This window comes from Arthrobacter sp. Leaf69, assembly GCF_001422645.1.
Taxonomy (GTDB): domain Bacteria; phylum Actinomycetota; class Actinomycetes; order Actinomycetales; family Micrococcaceae; genus Arthrobacter.
In genome coordinates this window covers 22,985-48,443 of sequence record NZ_LMLR01000010.1, presented here as the reverse complement: position 1 = coordinate 48,443, position 25,459 = coordinate 22,985, and the positions used below count along the sequence as shown (strand labels likewise).

At 67.1% G+C, this 25,459-nt stretch carries 23 protein-coding genes and 2 tRNA genes; 11 read left to right on the top strand and 14 right to left on the bottom strand.

The features are described from left to right. Nucleotides 1–2: 2 nt before the first annotated feature. The 4 genes from ASE96_RS05575 to ASE96_RS05560 form a co-directional block, all read right to left on the bottom strand. Nucleotides 3–1,445 (bottom strand): glycosyltransferase, encoded by a 1,443-nt coding sequence (locus ASE96_RS05575; RefSeq protein ID WP_235500145.1) that lies wholly within the window; start codon nucleotides 1,443–1,445, stop codon nucleotides 3–5. Between the two features lie 182 nt (nucleotides 1,446–1,627). Further along, nucleotides 1,628–6,193, bottom strand: a complete 4,566-nt coding sequence (locus ASE96_RS05570; RefSeq protein WP_200913000.1) for an ExeM/NucH family extracellular endonuclease — start codon at nucleotides 6,191–6,193, stop codon at nucleotides 1,628–1,630. A gap of 367 nt (nucleotides 6,194–6,560) precedes the next feature. Then, the gene (locus tag ASE96_RS05565) at nucleotides 6,561–7,364 is read right to left on the bottom strand and encodes a VOC family protein (RefSeq protein WP_056427272.1); all 804 of its coding nucleotides are present in this window, start codon (nucleotides 7,362–7,364) and stop codon (nucleotides 6,561–6,563) included. Between the two features lie 223 nt (nucleotides 7,365–7,587). After that, nucleotides 7,588–7,675: transfer RNA gene (locus ASE96_RS05560), tRNA-Ser, on the bottom strand. Nucleotides 7,676–7,846: 171 nt separating this feature from the next. Here ASE96_RS05560 and ASE96_RS05555 point away from each other — a divergent pair. The 7 genes from ASE96_RS05555 (at nucleotide 7,847) to ASE96_RS05525 (ending at nucleotide 14,452) form a co-directional block, all read left to right on the top strand. Then, nucleotides 7,847–8,830 (top strand): NAD(P)H-quinone oxidoreductase, encoded by a 984-nt coding sequence (locus ASE96_RS05555; RefSeq protein WP_056427269.1) that lies wholly within the window; start codon nucleotides 7,847–7,849, stop codon nucleotides 8,828–8,830. Nucleotides 8,831–8,960: 130 nt separating this feature from the next. Further along, on the top strand, nucleotides 8,961–9,494 hold the full coding sequence (locus ASE96_RS05550) for a PadR family transcriptional regulator (RefSeq protein WP_056427267.1): 534 nt from the start codon (nucleotides 8,961–8,963) through the stop codon (nucleotides 9,492–9,494). Between the two features lie 203 nt (nucleotides 9,495–9,697). Continuing rightward, a complete protein-coding gene (locus ASE96_RS05545) occupies nucleotides 9,698–11,998 on the top strand; it encodes a carbon starvation CstA family protein (protein WP_056427264.1) in 2,301 nt (766 codons plus the stop codon). 13 nt (nucleotides 11,999–12,011) lie between these two features. Next, entirely contained in the window at nucleotides 12,012–12,203 is a 192-nt protein-coding gene (locus ASE96_RS05540; protein ID WP_056427260.1) for a YbdD/YjiX family protein, read from the top strand. Between the two features lie 191 nt (nucleotides 12,204–12,394). Then, nucleotides 12,395–13,036: a bacterial proteasome activator family protein gene (locus ASE96_RS05535; protein WP_056427257.1), complete on the top strand. Its 642-nt coding sequence runs from the start codon at nucleotides 12,395–12,397 to the stop codon at nucleotides 13,034–13,036. Nucleotides 13,037–13,043: 7 nt separating this feature from the next. Next, nucleotides 13,044–13,499, top strand: a complete 456-nt coding sequence (locus ASE96_RS05530) for a hypothetical protein (protein WP_056427254.1) — start codon at nucleotides 13,044–13,046, stop codon at nucleotides 13,497–13,499. A gap of 107 nt (nucleotides 13,500–13,606) precedes the next feature. Continuing rightward, nucleotides 13,607–14,452, top strand: coding sequence for an aldo/keto reductase (locus tag ASE96_RS05525; RefSeq protein ID WP_056427252.1), 846 nt, complete (start codon nucleotides 13,607–13,609; stop codon nucleotides 14,450–14,452). Between the two features lie 91 nt (nucleotides 14,453–14,543). Here ASE96_RS05525 and ASE96_RS05520 read toward each other — a convergent pair whose 3' ends face one another. After that, nucleotides 14,544–14,723: a hypothetical protein gene (locus tag ASE96_RS05520; RefSeq protein ID WP_056427249.1), complete on the bottom strand. Its 180-nt coding sequence runs from the start codon at nucleotides 14,721–14,723 to the stop codon at nucleotides 14,544–14,546. Between the two features lie 36 nt (nucleotides 14,724–14,759). Beyond that, the gene (locus ASE96_RS05515) at nucleotides 14,760–15,728 is read right to left on the bottom strand and encodes a hypothetical protein (RefSeq protein ID WP_056427246.1); all 969 of its coding nucleotides are present in this window, start codon (nucleotides 15,726–15,728) and stop codon (nucleotides 14,760–14,762) included. 70 nt (nucleotides 15,729–15,798) lie between these two features. On the opposite strand from ASE96_RS05515, the gene ASE96_RS05510 reads away from it, so the two are divergent. Further along, on the top strand, nucleotides 15,799–16,272 hold the full coding sequence (locus tag ASE96_RS05510; protein ID WP_056427243.1) for a hypothetical protein: 474 nt from the start codon (nucleotides 15,799–15,801) through the stop codon (nucleotides 16,270–16,272). Nucleotides 16,273–16,358: 86 nt separating this feature from the next. On the opposite strand, the gene ASE96_RS19105 is transcribed toward ASE96_RS05510, so the two are convergent. The 6 genes from ASE96_RS19105 to tmk all read right to left on the bottom strand — a co-directional run bounded on the left by ASE96_RS19105 (nucleotide 16,359) and on the right by tmk (nucleotide 21,246). Further along, nucleotides 16,359–16,907, bottom strand: coding sequence for a hypothetical protein (locus ASE96_RS19105; RefSeq protein ID WP_156367518.1), 549 nt, complete (start codon nucleotides 16,905–16,907; stop codon nucleotides 16,359–16,361). Nucleotides 16,908–16,979: 72 nt separating this feature from the next. Then, a complete protein-coding gene (locus tag ASE96_RS05505; RefSeq protein ID WP_056427240.1) occupies nucleotides 16,980–17,459 on the bottom strand; it encodes a sensor histidine kinase in 480 nt (159 codons plus the stop codon). A 218-nt stretch (nucleotides 17,460–17,677) separates the two neighbouring features. After that, nucleotides 17,678–17,750, bottom strand: a tRNA-Thr gene (locus ASE96_RS05500). 94 nt (nucleotides 17,751–17,844) lie between these two features. Continuing rightward, nucleotides 17,845–19,410 carry an alpha/beta hydrolase gene (locus ASE96_RS05495; RefSeq protein WP_056427237.1) on the bottom strand — a complete coding sequence of 522 codons (1,566 nt, stop codon included), beginning with the start codon at nucleotides 19,408–19,410 and terminating at the stop codon, nucleotides 17,845–17,847. A 40-nt stretch (nucleotides 19,411–19,450) separates the two neighbouring features. Next, the gene (locus tag ASE96_RS05490) at nucleotides 19,451–20,593 is read right to left on the bottom strand and encodes a DNA polymerase III subunit delta' (protein ID WP_056427233.1); all 1,143 of its coding nucleotides are present in this window, start codon (nucleotides 20,591–20,593) and stop codon (nucleotides 19,451–19,453) included. Beyond that, nucleotides 20,590–21,246: a dTMP kinase gene (tmk, locus tag ASE96_RS05485; RefSeq protein WP_056427230.1), complete on the bottom strand. Its 657-nt coding sequence runs from the start codon at nucleotides 21,244–21,246 to the stop codon at nucleotides 20,590–20,592. Before tmk ends, ASE96_RS05490 begins: the two co-directional genes overlap by 4 nt. 88 nt (nucleotides 21,247–21,334) lie before the next feature. Between tmk and ASE96_RS05480 the strand changes: the two genes are divergently transcribed. Both ASE96_RS05480 and ASE96_RS05475 read left to right on the top strand, forming a co-directional pair. Continuing rightward, nucleotides 21,335–22,519, top strand: a complete 1,185-nt coding sequence (locus tag ASE96_RS05480) for a trans-sulfuration enzyme family protein (protein ID WP_056429172.1) — start codon at nucleotides 21,335–21,337, stop codon at nucleotides 22,517–22,519. A 9-nt stretch (nucleotides 22,520–22,528) separates the two neighbouring features. After that, complete coding sequence (locus ASE96_RS05475; protein ID WP_056427227.1) at nucleotides 22,529–22,882, top strand: DUF2516 family protein; 354 nt, start codon at nucleotides 22,529–22,531, stop codon at nucleotides 22,880–22,882. Nucleotides 22,883–22,892: 10 nt separating this feature from the next. Here ASE96_RS05475 and ASE96_RS05470 read toward each other — a convergent pair whose 3' ends face one another. Beyond that, nucleotides 22,893–23,708 (bottom strand): class I SAM-dependent methyltransferase, encoded by an 816-nt coding sequence (locus tag ASE96_RS05470; RefSeq protein WP_056429170.1) that lies wholly within the window; start codon nucleotides 23,706–23,708, stop codon nucleotides 22,893–22,895. 204 nt (nucleotides 23,709–23,912) lie between these two features. Here ASE96_RS05470 and ASE96_RS05465 point away from each other — a divergent pair, with 204 nt between their 5' ends. Then, on the top strand, nucleotides 23,913–24,659 hold the full coding sequence (locus ASE96_RS05465; protein WP_056427224.1) for a phosphoglyceromutase: 747 nt from the start codon (nucleotides 23,913–23,915) through the stop codon (nucleotides 24,657–24,659). A 126-nt stretch (nucleotides 24,660–24,785) separates the two neighbouring features. Here the strand turns inward: ASE96_RS05465 and phoU are convergent, their stop codons facing one another. After that, nucleotides 24,786–25,448: a phosphate signaling complex protein PhoU gene (gene phoU, locus ASE96_RS05460; protein ID WP_056427221.1), complete on the bottom strand. Its 663-nt coding sequence runs from the start codon at nucleotides 25,446–25,448 to the stop codon at nucleotides 24,786–24,788. Nucleotides 25,449–25,459: the final 11 nt, after the last annotated feature.

Here is a 25,459-nt window from a genome sequence, read left to right as displayed (position 1 = left end):
GCTCATGATCGTTCCGCTCCCATGGTTTCGCGCGGACGGGCATGGGTGACATGTTGCCAGCTGGCCGTCCGGCCCAGCGAGATGTCGGCGACGCCCTTGAGGTAAACCACATTGAGGAACATGTCGAAGAACAGCTCCGGGAACAGGGTCACGGCGAGAAGCCGGGCCCGCCATCCGCCCCTCCACACCGTGGCAACCCGTTCAACCATGAACAGGACGCCCAGCCCCAGCCAGAACGGGAACCAGATCCAGGTATCCAGCGAGAACACCATCAGGAAGATCAGCAGCAGGTAGGACCCCAGGGCGATCACGCCGTAGCCGATCCCCAGTTGCTGGGCCCAGTAGCGCAGGGTCTGCGGTGTGATGCCGTAGGCGCCGATGTTCTCGAGTGCCCCGCGCTGCCACCGCAGCCGCTGGGCCCAGAGCGTGGACCAACTGGGCATCAGCTCGGTCACCACAGTGCACTGCGCGGGCGAGACCATCAGCCCGCCCAGGGACTTCAGCGCGATGGTCAGTTCGTTGTCTTCGGTGAGCGCGGCGGTGTCGTACACGTCGCCGGGGGTGCCCGGGATGGAGGCCCCGCGGCTCTCCGCCACGGTGCGCAGCGCCCGTGACCTGAACATGGAGGCGGTCCCGGTCAGCACGAACACGCGGCCGCGCCGGCGCCCGATCTCCCTGCTGTAGCGAAGGTATTCGTTGCGCTGGAACTGCCCGATCAGCCCGTGGCCGTCCTCGCCGTAGAACAGGCCGCCGACCGCCATCAGCGCCCGGTCGTGACTGAAGCGGTCCACCGCCGCGGCGAGGAAGCCGTCGTCGAGCCGGGTGTCCGCGTCCATGATCATCACGACGTCGTTGTCGCCAAGCCCGGGAAGCAGCCGCTTCAGCACCTGGTTGAGTGCGCCGGCCTTCTTCTGGGTGTTGTCCACCGATTCGACGACCTCGACGCCGGCCCGCTGCGCCAGGGCGACGGTGGCATCGGTGCAGTTGTCCGCTACGACAATGACGCGGTCCGGGCGGCGGGACTGCTCCAGCAGGGAGGCGATGGTCAGGGGAAGCGAGGTTTCCTCGTTGTGGGCCGGGATGAGCACCGTGACCGTCACCGGACCGGCATAGACGCCGCGCGTCGCGGACATGACCACTCTGGGGGCCAGCGGGCCGGTGAGCGGATCGAGGGACCGGCGTGAGCGGTTGGCGATCCTGCGATCCACTGTGGCCACGCCGGCGGCCATGAGGAGGGCCAGGGCCATGGCGGCCAGGATCACTCGGGGGGCCGGTGCGTCCGTGTTGTACAGGATGCTCCAGAAGCCGAGCAACAAGCCTTGGGCCGGGGACTCGCTCAACTCCGGCCCGCCGGCGGCGACGGCGAACCAGAGGAGCGCCGCCGCGCCGCTGGCCGTCAGGGCAATGAAGATGCCGACGGCCCGATTAAATCTTCCTTTTCGCACCGGGCACATGCTACCAGCGCAACTTGTGTCCCTCCTGTCACTGTGGCACCACTCCCGAGCGTGGTTCCGGGACGCAAAAGAATGAGCATGCCCTCCGTCCGGGCTGAGCGGTGGACATATACGCAATATGTCCACCGCTGCAGCCCGGGGGAGGGCATGCTCACTGGTGCGGGGCTAAGGGATTAGCCCCTAAGGCACTTCTGGTACTGGAACCAGGCGACCGTGTACTTGATCCAGGCCTTGAAGTCGTACCACTTCGTCGGCGGGACCGGCGCGGTGCACTTCGGCGGGACCGGGGTGCTTGCCGCAACCAGGACGCTGGCCTTCACCACGGTGCCGGACTCGACGGCGGTGAGCACCAGGGTGCCCGTGCCGGCTGCTGCGCCGGCGGGGACCGTCACAGCCACGGTGGCAGCACCGGCGGAGACCGGGACTGTGCCGAGGGACGTTACGGTGCCCTTGGCATCCGTGAACTCCGCGGCCAGCGAGGTGTTGACCGGGCTGCCCAACGAGGTGAGGTCCAGCTTGGAGACAGCCAGGGTAATGGCATCCCCACCCTTGACCTCTGCTGCGGTGGTGTTCACCACGGCCACGGAACGGCGGGCGAAGTCCGGCGACACGGGGTTGTGTGCCTGCAGGTACTTGATCCACGCGTCGCGGTCCACGAGCCCGGAGTCCTTGGTGCCGGTGCCGGACGTGAAGATACGGAAGTTGTCGCCGCCCGTTGCCAGGAAGCTGAACGTTCCGATCCGGTAGGACTTCGCCGGGTCGATCAGTGCGCCGTTGATCCGGATCGAGGTGATCCGGTCACCGGCTGCGCGGGCGGCGTCGTAGGTGTAGTTGACGTTCTTGGACAGGCCCAGCTGCTGGTACGCACGGCTGGGAACCGTACCGTCCGGGTTGGTCTGCCACTGCTGCTCCAGGAGCGTCTTGAACTGCTCGCCGGTCAACGAGGTGGTCCACAGGTTGTTCACGAACGGCAGGACCGCGTTGGCCTCGGCGTAGGTGACGGTCCCGTCCGGCGCGTAGTACAGCTCGTTGCGCAGGCCGCCCGGGTTGACGACGCCGATCTCGGCGCCGCCCAGTTCAGGGGCCTTGAGCGAATCCACGAGGGAATCCGCCACCAGGTTGCCCAGGGTGGACTCGCTGCCGCGGTCATCCCGGGATGCCGGGGTGGTGGCGGTGGCCGGGGTGAACGCGGTGGTGATGTCCTTGGTCACGGCGCCGACCGGCTGGTTGCCGACCACTGCTGCGTCGGCCAGGGCCTTGTCAACGATGGTCTTGACGGCGGCGACCCGCGGGTACTTGGCCACGAGATCGGCGGCCGGCTGGTCAGCGGAGGTGGTCCGCTTGACGTTGGCTGCCTTGTAGCCGGTGACCGCCATGGTTTTCGTGTCGATGGTGAGCTGGATCTGACCGATGAACTCGCCGTAGTTGCCGGTCTGGACGATCGGGCGGGTCTTGCCCTCAACGCCGGGAACGGGGGCATCCCAGGAGTACTGCTTGTGCGTGTGGCCGTTGAAAATGGCCGCCACATCGGGGGTGACCTCGGTGACCATCTTGGCGAAGGGGCCGCCGGCGGCGACTTCCTGCGCCAGGGTGGAGCCTTCGGGCGCGCCGGAACCGGCGCCGTCGTGGTTCTCCACGATGATCACGTCGGCGAGCTTCTCCGCCTTGATTTTCGCGGCGACGCGGTTGATTGCGTCGACGGCGTCGCCGAATTCGAGGTCGGCGATGCCCGCGGGGGTGACCAGGGAGGGCACTTCCTGCGTGACAGTTCCGATCACGGCGACTTTGACGCCGTTCATGTCGAGCACCGTGTACTCCGGCAGGACCGGCTCGGTGGTGCCCTTCTTGTAGACATTGGCGCCCAGGTACGGGAACTTGGCATTGCTGCCGCCCGCGACCACACGGTCGCGCAGGTCCGCATAGCCGCCATCGAACTCATGGTTGCCCACCGCAGAGGTGCGCAGGTCCAAGGCGTTCAGCACATCGATGGTCGGCTGGTCCTTCGCGATCGCGGAGGCGAACAGCGAGGCGCCGATGTTGTCGCCCGCGGAGAGGAACGCCGTGGCGCCGGGAGCAGCCGCGGCCCGCAGCTTCTCGATGGTCCCCGCAAAGAAGACGGTGTTGGAGTCGATGCGGCCGTGGAAATCGTTGACGCCTAGGAAGTTCAGCTCAACGCTGGCGGGGGTGACTGGCAGGTTCAGGCCCACCACCACCGGGTCGTGGTCGCTCGCCCGGAACTGGTCCGGAGCGTAGTAGTCGGTGACATTGTTGTTGTACCGGCTGTACTCCAGGGCTACGGACTCCACGGAGTTGATGTTCCAGATGTCGGCGCCGGTGACGACGGCATTGGCGCCGGGGGAGGCCAGGATGTGGTCCAGCGAGCCCACCAGGCCGCCGAAGAGGTAGGAGTGCTTGGCGGATCCGTCGGCGTTCTTGGCCTTTTCGTCCTGGTTGACGTAGCCGGCGGCCGTGAGGACGTTGATCGGATCTTCCTTGGCGTAGGAGTTGAAGTCGCCGATCAGGAAGACCTTGTCCGTGCCCTTGGACTGCTGCAGCTCCTCGGAGAAGGCCAGCAGGGACTTCGCCTGGGCGGTGCGGGCGAGGTTCGAGGCGCCCTGGCCCTTGTCGGTGTCCTCCGGAGTGGCGGCCGAGCCCTTGGACTTGAAGTGGTTGGCGATCGCGATGAACTTCTTGTCATCCGCGGCGCCCACGGGCTTGAAGACCTGTGCCAGCGGTTTGCGGGCATTGGCGAAAGCGACCGTGTCGTTGTGGATGATGGACTCGCCCACCGGCTCTGCTGAGGCCTTCTTGAAGATGAAGGCGGTGCGGATCATGTCCTCGTCGGACAGCGGGGGTGCGTTGGCGGGTGTGCGGACGTAGTCCCAGATCCCCGGCGTGGCGATGTTCAGGGCATCAGCCAGCTTGGCCAGGGCATCGTCACGGTTCTTGCCGAACTGTGCGGAGTTCTCGACCTCCATGAGGGACACGACGTCGGCGCCGGACTTCGTGATGGCGGCGACGATCTTGTCCTGCTGGCGCTGGAGGTTTGCGGCGTTGGCCGCGCCCCGGACGTTGCAGCCGCCGCTGACGGTGATGGGGTTGCCCTGGCGGTCGTTGTAGAACTTGCAACCGGCGATCGTGTCGCCGGTTGTGGGGAAGTAGTTAAGCACGTTGAACGAGGCGATTTTGAGGTTGCCCCCGACTGCCGCCGGAGCGTCCGTACGGGTGGTGGCGCCGAAGCTGACCGGCTGGACTGACTCCGCATTGGCGGGGGTCAGGTGGGTCAGGGGCTGGAACTTCCACGAGCCGTTGGCGTAGCTGAGCACAACGTCGGTCTTAAAGCTCACCGGTACGCCCACCCGGACGGGGTCCGCCGTGGTCAGGTACGGGAGCACCTCGGCCTTGGTAGCGGAGTCCTTAAGGAAGTTGGTGGTGGCGCCGTCGTCGAGTTTGATGCCGCGGGCGGCATTCTCGGCGACGGTGGCGGTGTACGTGGCGGAACCGTACTCTGCGACGGCGGTGGGCTGCTCCAGCGGGGTGGTGCCGCCGGCCAGGCCGATTTCGCCGTACTGGTTCAGGGAGTAGTTGTCGCTGACGGTCATGGGACCCTGCGGGGTCAGAAGCATGCCTTCGAGGGACTCCCGGAAGGCTTCCTCGGCCGGCAGGGCAAAGCCGGTGGCCTTGACCTCGGGTGCTGCCTCGGTGAGCTTCTTCATGTCCGCCGCGGCGGCCACCGTCACCTGGGTCATGTCGAAGAATTCGCTGACGGTGCCGGACACCTCCACGTAATCGCCGGCCTGGACGGAACCGGCCGTTGCGGCCGAGTACACAAAGACAGCGTCCGACGCCGTGTGGTTGGCCGGGGTCAGGTCCCCGCCGGTGCCGGGGGTCTGGATGTAGTAACCCGCGAATCCGCCGGTGGGGAAGGTGGCGGTGACCTTGCCGCGGGTGGTGACCGAGGTGCCCACGAGGGGGCTGGCGGTACCGGTGCCCTGGATCTCGGCGATGGTCTTGGTGGCCGGGGGAGTGACCGGGCCCGGGTCGACGGGAGGATCGACCGGGGCGGCTGCGCCGTTGGCGGCCTTGGGGGTGATCGTGGCGTTCAGCGTGAAGTCTGCAGAGTTGTTGTTGCTGTCAACACCGTTGCTGCGGTTCAGGCTCTTGACGTCGGTGTTGCTCGTCGGAGCGGTGGCCGCCTGGGTTTCGAAGGTGTTGGAGGTGCCGTAGCCGAGGAGATCGGCCACGTTGGAGGATTCGACTACCGAGCCGGACGCCAGCGGGTTCAGCGCGGCGGCCTGCTTGGCCAGGACGATGGTTCCCGCCCCGCCCGCGGGGTTGAATCCGGTGGCGGTGACGTCTGCGGCGGGGAGTTCGGCGCCGACGGCGGCAGTACCGCCGTTGGCGGCGCCCTTGAGCAGGTAGTAGCCCTTTGCCGGAATTGTGCCGGTCAGGGCAGCGGCGAAGCTGGGGGCCGTGGTGCTCGTGGATGAGCGGTACTGGAGCGACCAGCCGTCCAGCGAGACCGGGGCGTCCGAGGCGTTGTACAGCTCAACGAACTTGTTCTTGAAGGCTGCTCCGCTGCTGCCGCCGCTGAGGTACGCCTCGTTGATGATGACTGGCGAAGTGCCAGCCGCCGGGGAGACCTCCACGGCGAACGCCGGGACAGCGGCCAGCGGGGCTGCGATGAGCCCCGCCGACAGCGCTGTGCCGAGCGCGGTTTTCCAAGGTATGCGTTTCATCCGCTCTAACTCTCATTAGGTGCCCGGGTAGGGGCTGGGTGGAATGTGTCCGGGTGATGCCCGCGGACCGCCGGTCACTGCTCCTGGTCAAGCAGTTTCCGGCACAGCAAAACAGGGGTGAATGAACACGATGTGTACGGCATGTGCATTCGGCGAGACGCCCCCCAGCGGAACGTGTCACAGCCTCCCCGGAACGGCTCGAACGCCCGGGTCAGGGTTTTAGGTGGTGCCTGTGAGTGGCGACCGGGTGACCTCGCCGGGCGCTCCACAGCAGAATACCGGCCAGTAGCCCTTGCGAAAGGGGCTGGCCGGTATTTCTTACAACAATTTTGTTAATTAGCGGGAACGGGCTGTCCGCGCTTCGCGGCTAGGCGTCCGCGGCGGCTTGGGACCCCTGCCCGGTGTCGGCCACGATTTTGAACATGGCGCCGGTGGGGTCGGCCAGGGTGGCCAGCCGTCCGAACGGGGAATCGTCCGGTCCGTCGACCACCCGGGCGCCCATGGACTGGGCTTTGGCGATTGAGGCGTCCGCATCTGCAACGGCGAAGTAGACCTGCCAGTTGGACGGGACCTCCGCGGGAAGGTAGCCCGAGGCGTCCATGATCCCTGCCTTGGCGGCGTCCCCGGCGCCCAGCGTGGTGTAGCGAAATTCAGGGGTGTCACTCATGACGTCGGTGTCCCACCCGAACACGTCCTGGTAGAACTTCACCGCGGTGGCGTACTCCTTGGTGTGTAGTTCGTGCCAGGCGGGGGTCCCCGGTTCGGCTGCCAGCCCGTAGCCCTTCATTTCGCCGGGCTGCCAGACGCCGATGGACGCCCCGGTGGCATCGGCGACCATGGCCATGCGTCCCTGATCCGGCACGTCCATGGGTTGCAGGTAGATCTGTCCGCCGTGCTCCGCCGCACTGGAGACAGTCGCACTGGCATCATCGGTGCGCAGGTAGGTGGACCAAACATCCGGGAAGCCGGCCTGGTCTTCTTGCTTCTGCATGATTCCGGCGACGGGCTTCCCGTTCTTCGCCGCCATGATGTACCCGCCGTATTTCTCCTGGTCACCCGTCTCGAAGGTCCAGCCAAACAGCTCACCGTAGAACTCTTTGGCCTTTCCGGTGTCGGAGGTCATCAGATCGATCCAGCATGGCGCGCCGTTCGTGTGGTCCGGTGTAGGCATAGTGGGCTCCTGCTCTGCTCTGCGGCGGAATGGCCTTTGGCGGCGCTGCCCGCCGCCGGAATCATATGGGTGGTCAAGACACAGTGAGACTATGCCGGGGCACTGACGGTTTCAATGGGTCCGCGTGATCGGCTCCGGCGGCATCCCGCGGCGTCACGGTGCCAGCCCGCACGCAAAAATGCCCCCGGTTCCACGGCAAGCGCAGAACCAGGGGCATTATTCGCGGAAGGTAAGAGATTCGAACTCTTGGTACGGGGTCACCGCACACTGGTTTTCAAGACCAGCTCCATCGGCCGCTCGGACAACCTTCCCTAACGAGTAGTGTTTCATAGGCAGTCGGCAGCAACAAAAAACGCGGTTGCGCTCGCGGACACGGGTAAGTCCTCCGCCTACTCTGGGAGAAGGCGCTTCGGACGTGGCGTGCTGCAGGCGCATCCCTGTAAGAAGGCTGCAAGAAGTTCGTTAGGAATCGGGAGCTCTCCATGAAGGCTGTCTACATCTCAGAGCCCGGCGGACCCGAGGTCCTGGAGGTCCGCGAGGTCCCGTCGCCGGTGCCCGGCACCGGCGAGGTGCTGATCGACGTCGTCGCTGCGGGGCTCAACCGCGCCGACGTCCAACAGCGCAAGGGCCATTACCCGCCCCCGCCGGGGGCCTCGGAGATTCCCGGGCTGGAGGTCTCTGGCCGGATCGCCGGGTTCGGCCCCGGCGTGACCAAGCCGTTCTCCGTCGGGGACAAGGTTGTCGCCCTGCTGTCCGGCGGCGGCTACGCCGAACAGGTGGCCGTGCCAGCGGGACAGGTTCTGAGGATTCCCGACGGCGTCGACCTGGTGACCGCTGCATCGTTGCCGGAGGTTGCGGCCACCGTCTACTCCAACCTGGTCATGACGGCGCAGCTGCAGCCGGGTGAGACCGTGCTCATCCACGGGGCGACCGGCGGCATCGGCACCATGGCCATCCAGCTCGCGAAGGCGTTCGGCGCCGTGGTGGCCACCACGGCGGGCACCGCGGAAAAGGTGGGCACGGCCAAGGCGTTCCTGGGCGCCGACATCGCGATCAACTACGCGGAGGAAGATTTCCCCGAGAGCCTGCGGGCGCAGAACGGCGGCAAGGGCGCGGACGTCATTCTCGACGTCGTCGGGGCGAAGTACCTCACACAGAACGTGGACGCGCTGGCGGACTATGGGCGGCTGGTGGTGATCGGCCTGCAGGGCGGCGCCAAGGGTGAACTGGACCTGGGCAAGCTGCTGAGCAAGCGTGCCGCGATCATTGCGACGGCGCTGCGTCCGCGGTCCGTTGCGGAGAAGACCGTGATCATGGACGCTGTCCGCGATGCGGTATGGCCGCTGCTGACGGACGGACGGGTCCGGCCGCTGGTGGCGAAGACTTTCCCGCTGGACCAGGCCGGCGCCGCGCACCGGTATTTCGACACCGGCGACCATGTGGGAAAGATTCTGCTGGTCAGATAGCACATATGCCAGATACGACATATGCCGAATTGCTTTGGCGCGCAGAATAACGGTAATGTAATTCCATACGCGGTATACACGCGTCTTGGGGCGCGTGTATGCTGTCGTCCCGCTACCCTCCGGGAGCATCATGTCCATCCGTCACAGCCTCCTCGCCCTCCTGCAGGACCGGCCACGCTATGGCTACCAGTTGAGGATCGAATTCGAGGACCGCACCGGATCCGCCTGGCCCCTCAATATCGGACAGGTTTACACCACCCTTGACCGCCTGGAGCGCGACAGCCTGGTCCGCAAGGACGGAGCCGACGGCGAAGGCCACGTCATCTACAGCATCACCGCCGAGGGGCGTGCCGAGGTCCGCGGCTGGTTCACGTCGCCGGTGCCGCGAAGCAGCCCTCCGCGGAACGAACTGGCCATCAAGCTCGCCCTCGCCCTGACGCTTCCCGGCGTCGACGTCGGCGCCGCCATCCACTCCCAGCGCGCAGTCTCCATCCGGGCGCTGCAGGACTACACCAAAGCCCGGCGCGACATGGCGTCTCACCAGCGGCCGACGGACACCGCCCGCCTGCTGGTGCTGGATTCACTGATCTTCCAGACCGAGGCCGAGGTACGGTGGCTGGACCTCTGCGAAGCCCGCCTGATGCAGTTGGCCGGCCCCGGCTAGGCTCCATTTCCGGGCGAACCCCTCCCTAGGAACGCGCCGGCAGTAGCCAGGCCAGTCAGTCTCCTCGCCGGCGGCACCGCTCGTCGCCCCGGCGGGCCCGCCTGGCGCAAAGCCATACCCATGCATCGCTGCCGTTGGTAGGGTGCCTTGGGGCACATCTGTCGAGTGGATTTGCCCCAGTCGGGGTTTCTCAAGGAGGAGACATGGGCAAAATGCCAGATGGCACGCCAAAGAACGTACTGGTCGAGGACGGCATTACGCCGGATCCGGCCCTGCCGCCCACATCAGTGGACGAATCCGTGCGCGACGCCGAAGACCGCAAATGGACGCCGGCCAAGATCGGGCTGTGGGTGGGAATCTCCCTGCTGGGCGCCGTGGCATGGTTCATGCTCGCGATTGTCCGCGGTGAAACGGTCAACGCCATCTGGTTCGTGTTCGCCGCCGTGTGCACCTACCTGATTGGCTACCGCTTCTACTCCAAGGTCATCGAGCGCTACCTGCTCAAGCCGAATGACCGCCGGGCCACACCCGCGGAGTACAAAGCGGACGGGAAGGACTACGTCCGCACGGACCGCAACGTCCTGTTCGGCCACCACTTCGCCGCCATCGCCGGCGCCGGCCCCTTGGTGGGCCCGATCCTCGCCGCCCAGATGGGCTACCTGCCGGGCACCATCTGGATCATCATCGGCGTAGTCTTCGCCGGGGCCGTCCAGGACTACGTGGTGATGTTCTTCTCCATGCGCCGCGGCGGACGCTCCCTGGGCCAGATGGCCCGCGAGGAACTCGGTGTCATCGGCGGCACCGCCGCGCTGATTGCCACCCTGCTGATCATGGTGATCATCGTCGCCATCCTCGCCCTCGTCGTCGTCAACGCGCTGGCCGAGAGCCCGTGGGGTGTCTTCTCCGTCGGCATGACCATCCCGATCGCCCTCTTTATGGGCGTCTACCTGCGCTTTATCCGTCCGGGCAAGATCATGGAAGTTTCGCTGATCGGTTTTGTACTGCTCATGGCCGCCATCATCGGCGGCGGCGTCGTCGCCGCGACCGAATGGGGCGATGCCCTCTTCACCCTGGACAAGGTCACCCTCGCCTGGTCCATCATCATTTACGGCTTCGTCGCAGCCATCCTGCCGGTCTGGCTCCTCCTGGCACCGCGTGACTACCTCTCCACCTTCATGAAGATCGGTGTCATCGTGATGCTGGCCCTGGCCGTCATCGTGGTCCGCCCGGAAATCTCCGTCCCGGCGTTCAGCGAATTCGCCAGCCGCGACAACGGTCCCGTCTTCCCGGGCGCGCTGTTCCCGTTCCTGTTCGTCACCATCGCCTGTGGCGCGCTCTCGGGATTCCATGCGTTGATCGCCTCCGGCACAACACCGAAGCTGATCGAGAAGGAACGCCAGACGCGTTTCATCGGGTACGGCGGAATGCTGATGGAGTCCTTCGTGGCCATCATGGCCCTCGTGGCAGCCATCTCCATTGACCGCGGCCTCTACTTCGCGATGAACTCGCCGGCGGCACTCACCGGCGGCACCGTGGAAACCGCGGCCGCCTGGGTCAACAGCCTGGGACTGTCCGGCGTGAATATCAGCCCGAACATGCTCGCGGAGACGGCCGCCAACGTCGGCGAGGAAAGTATCGTCTCCCGGACCGGCGGCGCCCCCACCCTCGCCGTCGGCCTGGCGCACATCATGCAGCAGTTCATCGGCGGCACCGCCATGATGAGCTTCTGGTACCACTTCGCCATCATGTTCGAGGCGCTGTTCATCCTCACCGCGGTCGACGCCGGCACGCGCGTTGCGCGCTTCATGCTGCAGGACTCGGTCGGCAACTTCATCCCGAAGTTCAAGGAGCACTCCTGGCGTCCCGGCGCCTGGCTCGCCACCGCCGTTATGGTAGCTGCCTGGGGCGCCGTGCTGTTGATGGGCGTCACGGATCCGCTGGGCGGCATCAATACGCTGTTCCCGCTGTTCGGCATCGCCAACCAGCTGCTCGCCGCCATCGCACTGTCCGTCTGCCTGGCCATCGCGGCGAAGAAGGGCTCCTTCAAGTTCCTGTGGATCGTGGCGATTCCGATGGCCTTCGCGGCGGTCGTGACCATCACGGCCAGCTACCTGAAGATCTTCTCCTCCACCCCGGCGGTTGGCTACTTCGCCAACAACGCGGCCTTCTCCAAGGCACTCGCGGAGGGCCAGACTTCCTTCGGGACGGCCAAGACGGTCCCGGCGATGGAAGCCGTGATCCGCAACACCGCGATCCAGGGCTGGCTGTCGGTCATCTTCGTGGTGCTCAGCATCATCGTCATCACGACGGCGCTGATCGCCACCTACAAGGCGTTCCGCAATGCCAAGGCCGGTGTGGCCAACACAGACAACGAGGATCCAGCGCTGCCGGCCCGTGTCTTCGCCCCGGCCGGCCCGGTTCCCACGGCATCCGAGCGTGAGCTCATGGTCCAGTGGAACCAGTTGCCGGCGGACAAACGGACCGAAAAGGCCGGCCACCACTAACGGGGAGCCAGAAATGAACACAATAGTTGCGGGCTTCCGGGGATTCTCCCGATACCTGGGCAGTGTGATGGGTGCGGACGCGTATGCGAAGTACCTGGCACATCACGCCGAAGCAGGCCACGGCTCCCCGCCGATGACCGAGCGGGAATTCTGGCGGGACCAGACGGACCGCCAGGATGCCAATCCGCAGGGCCGGTGCTGCTGACCGGTTTCGACCGGTCCGATTAGCCTCCGGCCGGGGCGCCGCCGGGCACATGAGTGCCCGACGGCGCCCGCAGCTGTTTTTGGACCCTTTGGCGGGCCGTGTGTTGCGCCAGATGTTGTGCCGTGTGCTGTGCCATGTGTTGAACCGGGGATGCCGCCTGCGCGGCTCCGGGCTCGTGAGAGTATGAAGCCATGAGCGATCCGCACGACACTCAGCCCGCAGACGAGGTTCCCGTCGAAGGCGCCACCTTAGACCGCCGGACGGCGCGCGACGGCGGCCCGGAGGCGCGGACGCGGGAACAGACGGCGGTGCCCGCCCGGCCCAGCCGGCTGCAGGATCTCGTGGATGAACCCGCGAAGGTGATGCGGATCGGCACCATGATGAAGCAGCTCCTGGACGAAGTGAGGACCGCCCCGCTCGACGACGCGGCGCGGGCACGGCTGGCCGGCATCCACGAACGCTCGATCAAAGAGCTGGAAGACGGCCTCGCCCCGGAACTTGTCGAGGAGCTGGAACGGATCACGCTTCCATTCCCCGCTGACGGAACGCCGTCGGACGCGGAGCTGCGGATTGCGCAGGCGCAGCTGGTCGGCTGGCTCGAAGGCCTCTTCCACGGTATCCAGACGGCCCTCGCAGCGCAGCATGCCGCCCGGGACCACGCTGCCGCGCAGGCGCAGCTCCGCCAGTTGCCGCCCGGAACCGTGATCGCCCCCGGCGTGATCATCGGCGAAAACGGCGAGCCCCAGCGGGCCGCGGCGCCCAGACCGGGTGCGGATCCCGGGCAGGCTCCCGTACCAGTGGACCCGGACCACGGCCCCGGCCAGTACCTCTAGGGCAGCCTTGGGACTCTTCAGTGCCGCCCGGCAGGGACGGAAAGACGACGCCGAGCTTGGCAAGGGACTCTGGCGGCGGGCCCACGACCGCTTCACCCGCGGCCTGGACCGCTACCACCAGGTCCTCGAGGGGGTAGAGGACGACGCCCTCTACGCCGAGCTCCTTGAGATTGCCAATGAGCTGTCTGCGCTGTCCGGGCGGGTCCGGCAGGTCTGCATGGAGGCCCAGCGGCGTGTACCCAGCGAGGGACTCGACATACCGGGTAGCCTGGCCGGGGTCCACCGGGCCCTGTCCACGGCCGGAAACTCCTTGGCCACCACGGCCGAGGCGGCGGCAATGCTCCGCCTCGCCGTCGGTCCTGTCCCGGCCGGCGCGGAGTCGGTACGGCGCCGTGCCGCATCGGTGATGGAGCAGGTCAACGACGCGGAACGCCGGCTTGCGGAGGCGGGCGCCGCGCACTGAGAGCTCTGCACCGCCCCTGACCCGCGCCTAAAATTCCCGGTTAAGCGCCTAGCTTAGCGGCGGGCTTTGCGCTGGCGGTCCCTTGCCGGCGTTGGCAGGATGGCTGGATGACACTTTCACCGGTACTGACTTTCAATGACGGCAACACCATTCCCCAGCTTGGCTACGGAGTGTGGCAGGTTGAAGACGACGTCGCCGAGAAGGTGGTGGTCCAGGCCTTCGAAGCCGGCTTCCGCCACATCGACACCGCCAAGATCTACGGCAATGAAGCAGGAGTGGGGCGTGCGATTGAGCGCTCGGGCCTCTCTGCCGCGGACATCTTCATCACCACCAAGCTGTGGAACGCTGACCAGGGCTACGAGTCCACGCTGAAGGCTTTCGAGGAATCCATGGAGCGCTTGGGCCTGGAGACCCTGGACCTGTACCTGATCCACTGGATGCAGCCCAAGCAGGACAAGTACGTGGAAACCTGGAAGGCGCTCATCGAGCTGCAGAAGCAGGGCCGCGTCAAGACCATCGGCGTCTCCAACTTCACCAAGGAAGGCCTGCAGCGCTTGATTGACGAGACCGGCGTCGTGCCGGCCATCAACCAGGTCGAGCTGCACCCCTTCTTCAACCAGTCCGAGCTGCGCGAATTCAACGCCTCCAAGGGCATCCTCACCCAGGCCTGGTCGCCGCTGGGCCAGGGCGGCGAGCTGCTGGAGAGCCCGGTCATCGCCCAGATCGCTGCCAAGCACGGCGCCACTCCGGCGCAGGTGGTTATCGCCTGGCACCTGGCCATCGGCAACGTGGTCATCCCCAAGTCCGTGACCGAGTCCCGCATCCGCGAGAACTACGCTGCGCTTGAGGTCAGCCTGGATGAGACCGATGTGCAGGCCATCAACGGCCTGGACAAGTCCGCCGAGGGCGCCGGCCGCATCGGCCCCGACCCGGCAGTCTCCGACTTCGCCTAAGCCTTACCCGGCGAAGAGGCGTAGACCGTAGCAGGGCCTTCATCCGAACCGGATGGGGGCCCTGCTGCTGTCCGGTTACCCGGCGACCGGGCTAGGCTGCCTTCCGGCTTTCCCGTACCGGCGCCGCGTCGATGGTGGCCCAGCCGTGCTCGTCGGCGGCCTGGCGGCTGGCGAAGCGCTCGGCGTCCGCGAGGTGATCGAAGGTCTCGGTGCGGATGCGGCCGCAGTCAGTGTCCAGATACGTGACTTCGAAGTACTGGTTGGTGTCCATGAATTAAGTGTCCTGCCGGCCTCTGACACTTTGTGGTCATGAGTCCGGCGTGTTGCCAAGCCGCAGCACCCGTTCCCGGGCAAGGTCCGCGGTGCGCACGGCTCTGGCCGCTGCCCGGGCTGACTGCTGGGCCCGGGCGGTGGCCAGCTCGCGCCGTTTCCGGGCGGCCGTGAGTTCCTGCTCGCACCGGGCCAGCTGTTCCCGCAGTTGCCTTACGGTGTCGGTGAGCTCCGAGGCTTGCATGGTGGCCGATGCCAGCTCCTCCTGATGCTCCCGGGCTTCCGTTGCAGCGGCACTCGATGCTTCTTCCGCGTCCTTGAGCAAAGCCCGGGCCCGCTCCACTGCAGACGGAGTGGATTTCCGCGTGTCCGGCCGGACGGCCCGCAGCCGGGGCTGGTCCGCGTCTTTTGTGGCCGGGGTTCCGGCGCCGCCGGATGTTCCGGTGCGTTCCGCAGGCGGGCGAAGCGAGGGACCCCGCGGAGGTACCACGAGGCCGGGCAGCGCAACGGCACCCGAAAGATCCACGACGTCGACGCCGTCGGCGGACAGCCCCCGGAGCAGGCGGCCCGACTGTACGGCAGCGGCGGCCCCCTCATCCGCCGTCGCCGCGCGCAAGGTCTCCTCCACCTCCGCCGCAATCGTTCCGCTGATCTTCCGGCCCAGATCTTCGGCGACCGCCTGCGCGGCCTTGACCGCACTGACCAGCAGTTGGCGCCGCTCCTGTCCCAGCCGTCGGAGCTCCGGGGCGTCGAGGGCGGACTGCGCGGCGCGCATCGACTGCCCCAGCGCGGCGAGTTCGCGGACGACCTCCGGCCGCCGGGCCGTGAGCATGTTCACTGCCCACGCCGCCACGGACGGCTTGGGCAGGGAACGCACGTCCGCGGCGAAGAACCGGTCTTTCGTGGCGGCTGCGTCTTTGGCGGCTACGGTCCGCTCGGCAACAAATTCGTCGAAGGGGAGGGCATAGAGCTGCGCCGCAACGTCCGCCAGGCCTCGCTCTTCCATGCAAGAATCATAGAAGCCCGGCCCCGGCAAAGCCGCGCCACCGGACGGTAATTCAGGAGGTTAGGCACGCATGATCGACATCGCAGGGCTCCCTGCGCACATCCTGCTCATCCACGGCGTCGTGGTGCTGGCGCCGATCGCCGGCCTGGCCGCGATCCTGTTTGCCGCGCTGCCCCGCTGGCGCAGCTACCTGGCCTGGCCGCTGGGAGTGCTGTCCCTGGGCCTGGTTCCCCTGTCCTTGCTCACGGCGGAGGCCGGGGAACAGTTGGAGGAGACCCGCCCCGCGTCGGCCCTCATCCGGGAACATGCGGAGCAAGGGGACGTGCTCAGGGCCGTCTCCGTAGTCTTCTTCGTGGTCGTCGCCGCGGCGCTGATCGCGGCCTATGACCCCATCGGCCGGCGCTTCTCCTTCCTGGGCCGCCTGCGGACAAACCGCGCCGTCCGGATAACCCTCCTGGTTGTCTCGGCGGCAGTGGGGGCCTTCTTCATCTACCAGAGCATCATCACCGGCCACTCCGGCGCTGCCTCGGTCTGGGCCGCTTAGCGTCGACAGTGCCGTGGTTCGACGAGAACTCCGCACAATTGCCCTCCGGAGGGGCTAGCGGCGCGGGTCCCGCGACGCCCTGCCTGCTAGCGGGGCTTCCGGACATCCAGGAACGCCCCGGCAATAACCAGCAGTCCACCACATGCCAGGAGGACCGCGCCGGCAAGGCCGCCGGCAGCCAGGTCCTCGGACGCGGGCGTCACTGCGGACACGAGGCCCTCTGTCGCAGGCGACGGTGGCGCTGCCGGCGTCGGCTTCGGCGCTGTCGAGGCCGGGGTGCTGTTAGCGGGAGAGGCCGTGGCCGACGGAACTTTGGCCGGCGTCGGAGTGCCAGCGCCGCCGGTTTGCGTTGGGGCCTGCGTGCCCGCCGCGGCGGTGACTCCTGGGTTTTGCGGAGCAGGGGCCGTTCCGGACGGGATTGACGGGGCGGGCGGCCCGGCGGTGGCGCTTGATGTCGGGGCCGGCGTCGCGGTGGGAACCGGACTGCTCGGGGGCGTCGGGCAGATGAGTGCCGGGACGATCCCGCCGATGTGATCGCAGGGGCCTGCGGCGGCTGGCGGGGCGAGGACCAGCGGCACGGCTGCCAGCATCAGCGCCGCGGCAGCGGTGTAGGAGGCCCCTTTTGTGGTCTTCACCCGATCCATCGTAGGGGCACGGACCGCGCCCAGACGGGACCCCGGAAGGGAGCGTTGGCAGAAAAACCGTTGCTAGTCCAGGGGCAGCGTTACCGTCACACAGGTTCCCGTGGCGGCCGAATCGATGATCATTTCTCCGCCGGCAAGCCCCACGGACGCTCGCATGAGTCGCAGTCCCATACCGGTGTGCCGGCCAATCATGGTTGCCGGCACGTCGAAACCTCCGCCGTCGTCGGTCACTTTGAGCTGGACGCCGTGGCTCGTGCCGTGGGTGACGCAGCCCACCCGGATCGTCACCGCTGACGCCTGGGCGAAATTGTAGACGTTGCTGAGGAGCTCCTGCGCCGCCCGGTACAGGAGCGTTGCAGATTGCCGGTCCACTTCCATCCCGTGGTGCGGAGCCTCCAAGTGCACCACGATGCCGCGTTCGCGGAGGGGAAGAGTCAAGCGGTCAATTGCGCCGGTTACCCCAAGTACATGGAAATCGACGGAGTGTGTATCGGTGAGGACGCCACGTACGGCGACGACTTCATCGCTTCGTAGTGATTTCATGCTCTTACTGTGCGCTTGCGTCCTTGGCTTTTTCTTGTGCCGCGCCGAGGACGGCGTATCTCGACTCCGCTGGCTCGCGCCGGGCGCCAAGGAGGCGGGTTTTCGTGAACGACAGGAACGCACCAGCGGCCCGCGTGGCACCGCGCGGAAATCTCTCGGCGGCATCATGGACAACGACAGAACCCCCGGAAATCGTTGATTTCCGGGGGTTCTTTCCGAGCTTCCTGCCAGAATCGAACTGGCGACCTTCTCATTACGAGTGAGACGCTCTACCAACTGAGCTAAGGAAGCAACCGCGTGAAGGGTCCGGGTGGCCCGGCCGCTTCATGCCAGAGACAACTGTAGTAGAGTCCTCAGGCCCGGGTCAAAATGAGTGCGGAACGCCTCAGCAGACGGTGTTGTCCGCAGGGGTCTTGCCGTCGACGAGGTAGCCGTCCACGGCATCGCCGATGCAGTCGTTGGAGCGGCCGTAGGCCGTGTGGCCCTCGCCCTTCCACGTCAGCAGCGCTGCGGTACCCAGCTGCTTGCGCAGCTCGGCGGCCCACTCCACCGGCGTTGCCGGGTCGCCCGTGGTGCCGACCACGAGGATGTCGGTGGAACCCTTGTAGTCCGCCGGAGCGGGGGTCCGGACGTTCTTGTACGGCCAGTCCTTGCAGTTGGTGCCACCGTAGGCGAAGTAGGAGCCCAAGGTGGGGGAGTCCTGGCGCAGCTGCTGCGCGTCAGCCCGCATCCCGGCCGTGTCCGTCACCATCGGGTAGTCCAGGCAGTTGATGGCAGAGAAGGCGAAGCTCGAATTCCCGGAGTAGCTGCCGTTCGGCTCCCGGTCCGCGCCGAAGTCAGCGAGCCGGAGCATCGGCGTCACGTCGCCCTTCAGCGCGCTGTCCAGGGCCTGCGTCAGCAGGGGCCAGTTGTCATCGTTGTAGAACGGCAGGATCAACCCGCTGACAAACATGGAGGCGTTGACTACCCGGCCGTCCTTCGCGGCCCGCGGGTCCGCTTCCACGGCCGCGATGATGTCCTGGATCTGGGCGACGGCGTCGTCCGGCGTGCCGCTGAGCGGGCAGTCGCTGCCTTCGAGGCAGTGAGTCACGTAGGCCCGGATGGCCTTCTCGAACGCCTTCGCCTGCCCGCTGGTCAGCTCCTCATAGCTCAGCGAAGGATCCATCGCGCCGTCGAGGACCATGCGGCCGACGTTGTCCGGGAACAGCGAGGCGTATGTGGAGCCGAGGAAGGTGCCGTAGGAGTAGCCCAGATAGTTCAGCTTGGCGTCGTTGAGCACGCCGCGCAGGATGTCGAGATCCTTGGCGGCACTGGCGGTGTCGATGTGGCCCAGGACGGGACCGGTCTTCTCCGCGCACTGGGCGGCGATGGCCTTGTTGTCCGCGATGGCCTCGGCCAGCCCGGCGTCGGTGTCCAGTTCATAGACCTTGGCCCGGGAGGCGTCGCGCTCCTGGTCGGTCATGCACTTGACCGGCGCCGAGCGTTTCACGCCGCGCGGATCGAATCCGACGATGTCGTAGTTGGAGCGGACCTTTTCCGAGATGTTGGTGGAGCCGGCGTCCCGGACGAAGTCGTAGCCGGAGCCGCCGGGGCCGCCGGGGTTGACCAGCAGGCTGCCCTTTTTGTTGCTGCCCTCGCTGGGCAGCCTGAGCGCCGCGATTTCAATGCTCTCGCCGTCCGGCTTGCTGTAGTCGAGCGGGACCTTGATCTTGGCGCACTCGAAGTCTGACTCGCATGGGGCCCAATCGACCTGCTGCGTGTAGTAGCTGCGGAGTTCGGCGGGAGCGGCGGCGGCGATCTCGGGATTCGGCGTGCTGGAGTCTTTCGCCCCGCTGCCGCCGCCGAAGAGGGTGCACGAGGAGAGCGTCAGGGCCAGGGCCATGGCACCGACTGCCCGCATGCCGATCGCTGCGGATCGGGATCTGGCGGGCACGGCTCGTGCAGACTTCATACGGTTCTCCTTTGACGGGACGGGGTCACTTGATGGTCCCTCAGATGAGGCTGGCGGCCATGGACTCGATGGTCAGCAACGGGGCCACGTTGGAAGTCGTGATCCGTTTGCGGGCCTTGTTGATGGCGTCCATGCGGGCGAGGGTGGTTTCGGCGGAGGAGTGGCGGGCGAACTCCACGAGTTCACTCCTGAGTTCAACGTTGACCAGCTCCACGGCGTTCCCCATCTGGATGATCAGCACGTCCCGGTAGAAGGACAGCAGATCGGTCAGCGTGCGGTCAAGGGAATCGGTCACCGAACGCTTGGCGCGGCGTTTCTGGTCATCCTCGAGCTGCTTGACCTGGCCGCGCATGGCCGGCGGCAGCGTGCCGCTTTCGGGCGCTCCAAGGGTGGCGAGCAGGGCAGCCTTCTCCGCCGCGTCGCGCTCATCGTTGGAGCTGTTGGCTTCCTCTGTGGCGATCTTGACGAGCTTTTCGGCCATCAGCACCGCGGCCGTGACGCCCCGGAGGCCCAAGGGGAACCGCACAGTTTCGAGCCGCCGCTCACGGGCTTCGGGATCGCGGGCCAGACGCCGGGCGATCCCGACATGGCTTTGCGCGGCCCGGGCCGCACGTTCGGCGACGGCAGGATCGACGCCGTCGCGCTTCACCAGCAGCGCCGCGACGTCGGCCGCGGGCGGAAGCCGCAGCGCCACCGGACGGCAGCGGGAACGGATGGTGACGAGGACATCGGCCGGGGACGGCGCGCAGAGCATCCAGACGGTGCGGGGAGTCGGTTCCTCGATCGCCTTGAGCAACACGTTCGTGGTGCGCTCGGCCATCCGGTCCGCGTCCTCCACGACAATGATGCGCCAGCGAGCCGAGGACGGCCGGTTACCGGCGGTGGAGACCAGATCGCGGGCCTCATCGATGGTGATGGTGACCTTTTCGGTGCGCACAAAAGCCACATCGGAGTGTGTTTCGCCCAGGATCGTCAGACAGGCCGCGCATTCGCCGCAGCCGCGCCTGCTGACGTCGTCCTGGTCGCAGTTCAGGGCGGCGGCAAAGGCCTTCGCCGCGTTGGACCGGCCGGAACCCGGCGGGCCGGTGAAAAGCCACGCATGGGTCAGGCCCTCGCCCTGGGCCGCCTGGCGCAGTTGGTCCACGACGGCGGGCTGGCCCTGGAGGTCGTCCCAGACGCTCATGCTTGCACGCTCCGGGGGAGGGGCAGCAGGGCCTCGACCCGTGCCAGGATCCGCGCGGCCAGGTCCTCGACCGGGAGGCGGGCAGGGAGGACGAGGTACTGCTCCGGCCTGGCCGCGGCGAGGGTGAGGAAGGCGGTCCGGATCCTGGCGTGGAATTCGTCGGCCTCGGATTCCAGCCGGTCCTCGGCGGCGTCGCCCGCGGTGCGGCGGCGGCGCCCGACCTCGGGGTCGACGTCGAGCAACACGGTGAGATCCGGCTGCAGTCCCGACGTGGCCCAGTGATTGATGTCCCGGACGGCGTCGATGCCGAGGTCCCGGCCCGCGCCCTGGTAAGCGACCGAGGAGTCGATGTAGCGGTCGGTGAGGACGATCTCGCCGCGCTCCAGGGCGGGGCGGATGATTTGGCTGGCGTGGGCGGCGCGGGACGCCGCAAAGATCAGGGCTTCGGTATGCGCGTCGATGTGGCCGTGGCCGTGGTCCAGGACCAGGGAACGCAGTTTCTCGCCGATGGGAGTGCCGCCCGGCTCCCGGGTCCGCAGCACCGTGAGGCCGCGCGACTCAAGCGCCGCGGCCAGCGCAGCCGCCTGCGTGGACTTGCCGGCGCCGTCACCGCCTTCGAAGGCGATAAACAGTCCGGGGTTCTGGGTAGTCACTGCTCTAGCCTACCGACAATCCCTGACAGAAACGCGCCGCGGCGTAACGCCTTGGGCGCCCTGCCGGGCCCCGAAGTACCCTGTGACCATGAGTCTTTCCGAACAACAGGCAGCCGCGCTTTCCGCAGAAACAGTCGTTGTGGCGGCCGGCCGCCCGCCGCGCGAACGCGACGAACCTGTCAATCCTCCGCTGGTGCTGTCCTCCACGTATTTCGGGACGGGTCCGCTGGGCGACGGCGACCGCGGCTACGGGCGATACTCCAACCCCACTTGGGACCCCTTCGAGGAAGCCCTCGGCCAGCTCGAAGGCGCCGCGCTTCCCGGCCTCCTCTACGCCTCCGGCCTTGCCGCCGTCAGTTCGGCCCTTTCCCTGGTTCCCGCCGGAGGCGTGCTGGTCATGCCGTCCCACAGCTACGCAGGCTCCCTGGTGATGGCCACGGAGCTGGCCGAGAAGGGGTTCCTGGAGCTGCGCACCGTGGATATCGCGGACACCGATGCCGTCCTGGCGCAGCTCGCTCCGGCGGGCGGGCGGCCAGCCAGCATGCTCTGGCTGGAGAGTCCCACCAACCCGATGCTGGGCGTCGCGGACATCCGTGCGCTGACGGCGGCCGCGCACGCGGCGGGCGCCGTCGTCGTCACCGACAACACCTTCTCGACGCCGCTGGTGCAGCAACCGCTGGCCTTGGGCTCCGACGTCGTCCTGCACTCAGTGACGAAGTACCTGTCGGGCCACTCCGACGTCGTGCTGGGCGCCCTGGTGACTTCCGACGCCGGACTCCGCGCCTCGCTGCTGCACCACCGCACCATCCACGGCGGCATCGCCGGGCCCTTTGAGGCCTGGCTGGCGCTGCGCGGGTTGCGCACGCTGGCCTTGCGGGTTGAGCGGTCGCAGGCCTCAGCAGCGGTGCTGGCCGAGCGGCTGCGCACGCATCCGCGGGTCGGCAGCATCCGGTTCCCGGGACTTCCCACCGATCCCGGCCACGAACGGGCCAAGAGCCAGATGAAGGGGTTCGGCTCGGTGCTGTGCATTGAAATGGCCCCGGTGGGCGGCCTCAGCGGAGCCGACGCCGCGGACCGGATGATCCGTGCCCTGAAGCTGTGGCTGCCGGCCACCTCCCTGGGAGGCGTGGAGTCGCTGATCGAACGGCGGCGGCGGCACACGGCCGAGCCGGCCAGTGTGCCGGACAACCTGGTCCGGATGAGCGTCGGGATCGAGAACGTCGAGGACCTTTGGGCCGATTTGGAGCAGGCTCTGGCCACTCTGGGCGGTTAGGCTGGGGGGATGGACGGAAGAGCGCTTATTTACTATGTCGAAACAGGGATCTATTTTCTCCTGGCCCTGGTAGCCCTTGCCCTTGAGGTGTGGGCGTTCTTTGACTGCCTGCGGCACAAGGCGAACGCCTTCGAAGCCGTGTCCAAGCGCACCAAGACTTTCTGGCTGGCCGTCACTGGCGGGGCCTTGGCCGTCGGCCTGCTCTCCCTCCTGGGCGGCGGCGGTGGCCTACTGGGTCCGCTGGGACTGTTCGGACTCGTCGCCGTGACGGCGGCGTCCGTCTACCTCGCCGACGTCCGCCCTGCCGTCAAGGACGCCGGCCGCGGCGGCAGCCGCAACATGGGCCCCTACGGACCCTGGTGACCCTTCCACATTAACCCGGCGCCACCGCGTCCCAGCCGACCGTAAGTTCTCCCAGCCGCCACCGGGACGGGCCGTCCTGGACCGGCCAGCCGCCGTCGCGCAGTGACCGACACATGGCCGTCCAGCGTTGCCGGTTTCCGAAGGACGCGAGCGGAGCCGCCTCCAGCCAGGCCTTGTCCATGGCCTGCAGGAAGCCCTGAATCCGCTCGCCCGGGACATTCCGGTGGATGAGGGCTTTCGGTAGCCGCTCGGCGGCTTCCGAGGGCAGCGCAAAACTGCCGAACCGCATGGACAGGCTCAGGCTCAGCGGCCGCTCGGCGTCCAGCGCCACCCACGTAACCCGGCGGCCGATTTCGTCGCAGGTGCCGTCAATGAACAGCCCGCCCGGCGCCAACCGCCCCTGCACCAGCCGCCAGATGGCCGCGACGTCGGCTTCCTCATACTGCCGCAGCACGTTGAAGGCCCGCACCAGGACGGGGCGGCCGGCCACGGGCAGTTCGAATCCGCCCAGCTCGAAGCTCAGCCCGGGCCGTTCCAGTTCCCTGGCCAGCCGGACCCGCTCAGGCTCGATTTCGATTCCGACCACCCGCACGTCGGGCCGGATCGCGGACAGCCGGTCAAAGAGTTCGACGGCGGTGGCCGGGGAGGCGCCGTAGCCCAGATCCACGACCAGGGGATCGGCCGCCGCGCGCAGCCGCCAGGCCTGCGTGCCGGTCAGCCAGCGGTCCAGCCGGCGCATCCGGTTGGGGTTGGTGGTGCCGCGGGTAATGTTGCCCACCGGGCGGCCGGCGCGGGGTCCGCTTTTCGCCACGCCGCGTTTGTCCATGCCGCGTTTGTCCATGACATGGGTCTGCGGGGGCACCACCCGCTCAGCCTTCTGCACCACCTGCCCACCTTATCCTCCAGCGCGGGTTCAGTTCCGGCCCATGAGGCACCCGGCGGAACCGGCGCGGACTGACCCGCGTTGCGTTGTGGCGGGGGAGATGTAATGCACGGCACTGCCCGCGGCCGCTCCGCTAGGATGAAAACCATGACTTATAAGCTGATTCTGCTGCGCCACGGCCACAGCGAATGGAACGCCAAGAACCTGTTCACCGGCTGGGTGGACGTTGACCTCAACGACCAGGGCCGGGCCGAGGCGATCCGCGGCGGCGAGCTTCTCGTGGAGAACAACATCCTCCCGGACGTCGTTTACACGTCCCTGCTGAAGCGGGCCATCAACACCGCCAACATGACCCTCGACAAGGCCGACCGCGGCTGGATTCCGGTCAAGCGCGACTGGCGGCTCAACGAGCGTCACTACGGCGCCCTGCAGGGCAAGGACAAGGCCCAGACTCTCGCCGAATACGGTGAAGAGCAGTTCATGACCTGGCGCCGGTCCTACGACACCCCGCCGCCGCCCCTGGCCGACGACTCCGAGTTCTCCCAGGCCCACGATCCGCGCTATGCGGACCTCGGTGACCACCTGCCCCGCACCGAGTGCCTCAAAGACGTCCTGGTCCGCCTGATGCCCTACTGGGAATCGGACATCAAGGAAGACCTTAAGGCCGGCAAGACCGTCCTGGTTACGGCCCACGGCAACTCCCTGCGCGCCCTCGTCAAGCACCTTGACGGCATCAGCGACGAGGCCATTGCCGGATTGAACATCCCCACGGGCATCCCGCTGGTCTACGAACTGGACGAGAACTTCCAGCCGCTCAATCCGGGCGGCACGTACCTCGATCCCGAGGCCGCGGCCGAAGCCATCCAGGCTGTCGCCAACCAGGGCAAGAAGTAGCGTTCGGCTCACGCAACCACTGAACGTACGACGCCGGCCGGTCACCTCTGAAGGTGACCGGCCGGCGTCGTACGTTGTGCGGTCCGGCGCTGGAGTCCGGACAATATTCTCCCGACCCGGGGAGGGCTAGCTGTGCTCGATGCTGTTCGGCTGCCACGCACCGGTGACCAGGTAGGTGACCTTCTGAGCCACGGAGACGCCGTGGTCCGCGAAACGTTCGAAGTAGCGGCTGGCCAGTGCGACGTCGACGGTTGTGGCCGGGGACTCCTGCCAGTCGCTGCGGGCGATCGCCTTGAAAACGCTCAGGTGCAGGTCGTTCACGGCCGAGTTGGCCTTCATGATGTCCCGTGCCACTTCGAGGTCCCGGGTTTCCAGCAGCACCGTGAGCTTCTCAGCGATCAGCAGATCGTGTTCGGCGAAGCTCTTGAACGTCTCGCGCAGCTGCGCGGGAACCACGGTCGCGGGATAGCGGAGGCGGGCGAGCTGGGCGAGGTGCCGGGCGAGGTCACCCATGCGCTCCAGGGAGGCGCTCATCCGGAGGGATCCCACAATCATCCGCAGGTCACTGGCCACGGGGCCCTGCAGGGCGAGGATATCGATGGCGCGCTCGTCGAGGCTGTTCTGCAGGAAGTCGATCCGCGCATCGGCCGCGATGACGTCCTCGGCAAGATCGATGTCGGCGCCGTCGAAGGCAGTCGTGGCTTTCTCGATGGCCTCACTGACCAGCTTTGAGATTTCGACGAGCTGTTCCCCCACTTGGGCGAGCTCTTCCTGAAAAACCTTGCGCACGTGTGCATCCT

Coding starts and splice junctions, on each gene's coding strand:
- ASE96_RS05525 (WP_056427252.1), top strand. CDS start 13,607: ATGACACTTTCACCGGTACTGACTTTCAATGACGGCAACACCATTCCC.
- ASE96_RS05570 (WP_200913000.1), bottom strand. CDS start 6,193: ATGAAACGCATACCTTGGAAAACCGCGCTCGGCACAGCGCTGTCGGCG.
- ASE96_RS05480 (WP_056429172.1), top strand. CDS start 21,335: ATGAGTCTTTCCGAACAACAGGCAGCCGCGCTTTCCGCAGAAACAGTC.
- ASE96_RS05555 (WP_056427269.1), top strand. CDS start 7,847: ATGAAGGCTGTCTACATCTCAGAGCCCGGCGGACCCGAGGTCCTGGAG.
- ASE96_RS05475 (WP_056427227.1), top strand. CDS start 22,529: ATGGACGGAAGAGCGCTTATTTACTATGTCGAAACAGGGATCTATTTT.
- ASE96_RS05545 (WP_056427264.1), top strand. CDS start 9,698: ATGGGCAAAATGCCAGATGGCACGCCAAAGAACGTACTGGTCGAGGAC.
- ASE96_RS05540 (WP_056427260.1), top strand. CDS start 12,012: ATGAACACAATAGTTGCGGGCTTCCGGGGATTCTCCCGATACCTGGGC.
- ASE96_RS05490 (WP_056427233.1), bottom strand. CDS start 20,593: ATGAGCGTCTGGGACGACCTCCAGGGCCAGCCCGCCGTCGTGGACCAA.
- ASE96_RS05550 (WP_056427267.1), top strand. CDS start 8,961: ATGTCCATCCGTCACAGCCTCCTCGCCCTCCTGCAGGACCGGCCACGC.
- ASE96_RS05565 (WP_056427272.1), bottom strand. CDS start 7,364: ATGCCTACACCGGACCACACGAACGGCGCGCCATGCTGGATCGATCTG.
- ASE96_RS05505 (WP_056427240.1), bottom strand. CDS start 17,459: ATGAAATCACTACGAAGCGATGAAGTCGTCGCCGTACGTGGCGTCCTC.
- ASE96_RS05535 (WP_056427257.1), top strand. CDS start 12,395: ATGAGCGATCCGCACGACACTCAGCCCGCAGACGAGGTTCCCGTCGAA.
- ASE96_RS05465 (WP_056427224.1), top strand. CDS start 23,913: ATGACTTATAAGCTGATTCTGCTGCGCCACGGCCACAGCGAATGGAAC.
- ASE96_RS05510 (WP_056427243.1), top strand. CDS start 15,799: ATGATCGACATCGCAGGGCTCCCTGCGCACATCCTGCTCATCCACGGC.
- ASE96_RS05520 (WP_056427249.1), bottom strand. CDS start 14,723: ATGGACACCAACCAGTACTTCGAAGTCACGTATCTGGACACTGACTGC.
- ASE96_RS05470 (WP_056429170.1), bottom strand. CDS start 23,708: ATGGACAAACGCGGCGTGGCGAAAAGCGGACCCCGCGCCGGCCGCCCG.
- ASE96_RS05495 (WP_056427237.1), bottom strand. CDS start 19,410: ATGAAGTCTGCACGAGCCGTGCCCGCCAGATCCCGATCCGCAGCGATC.
- ASE96_RS05515 (WP_056427246.1), bottom strand. CDS start 15,728: ATGGAAGAGCGAGGCCTGGCGGACGTTGCGGCGCAGCTCTATGCCCTC.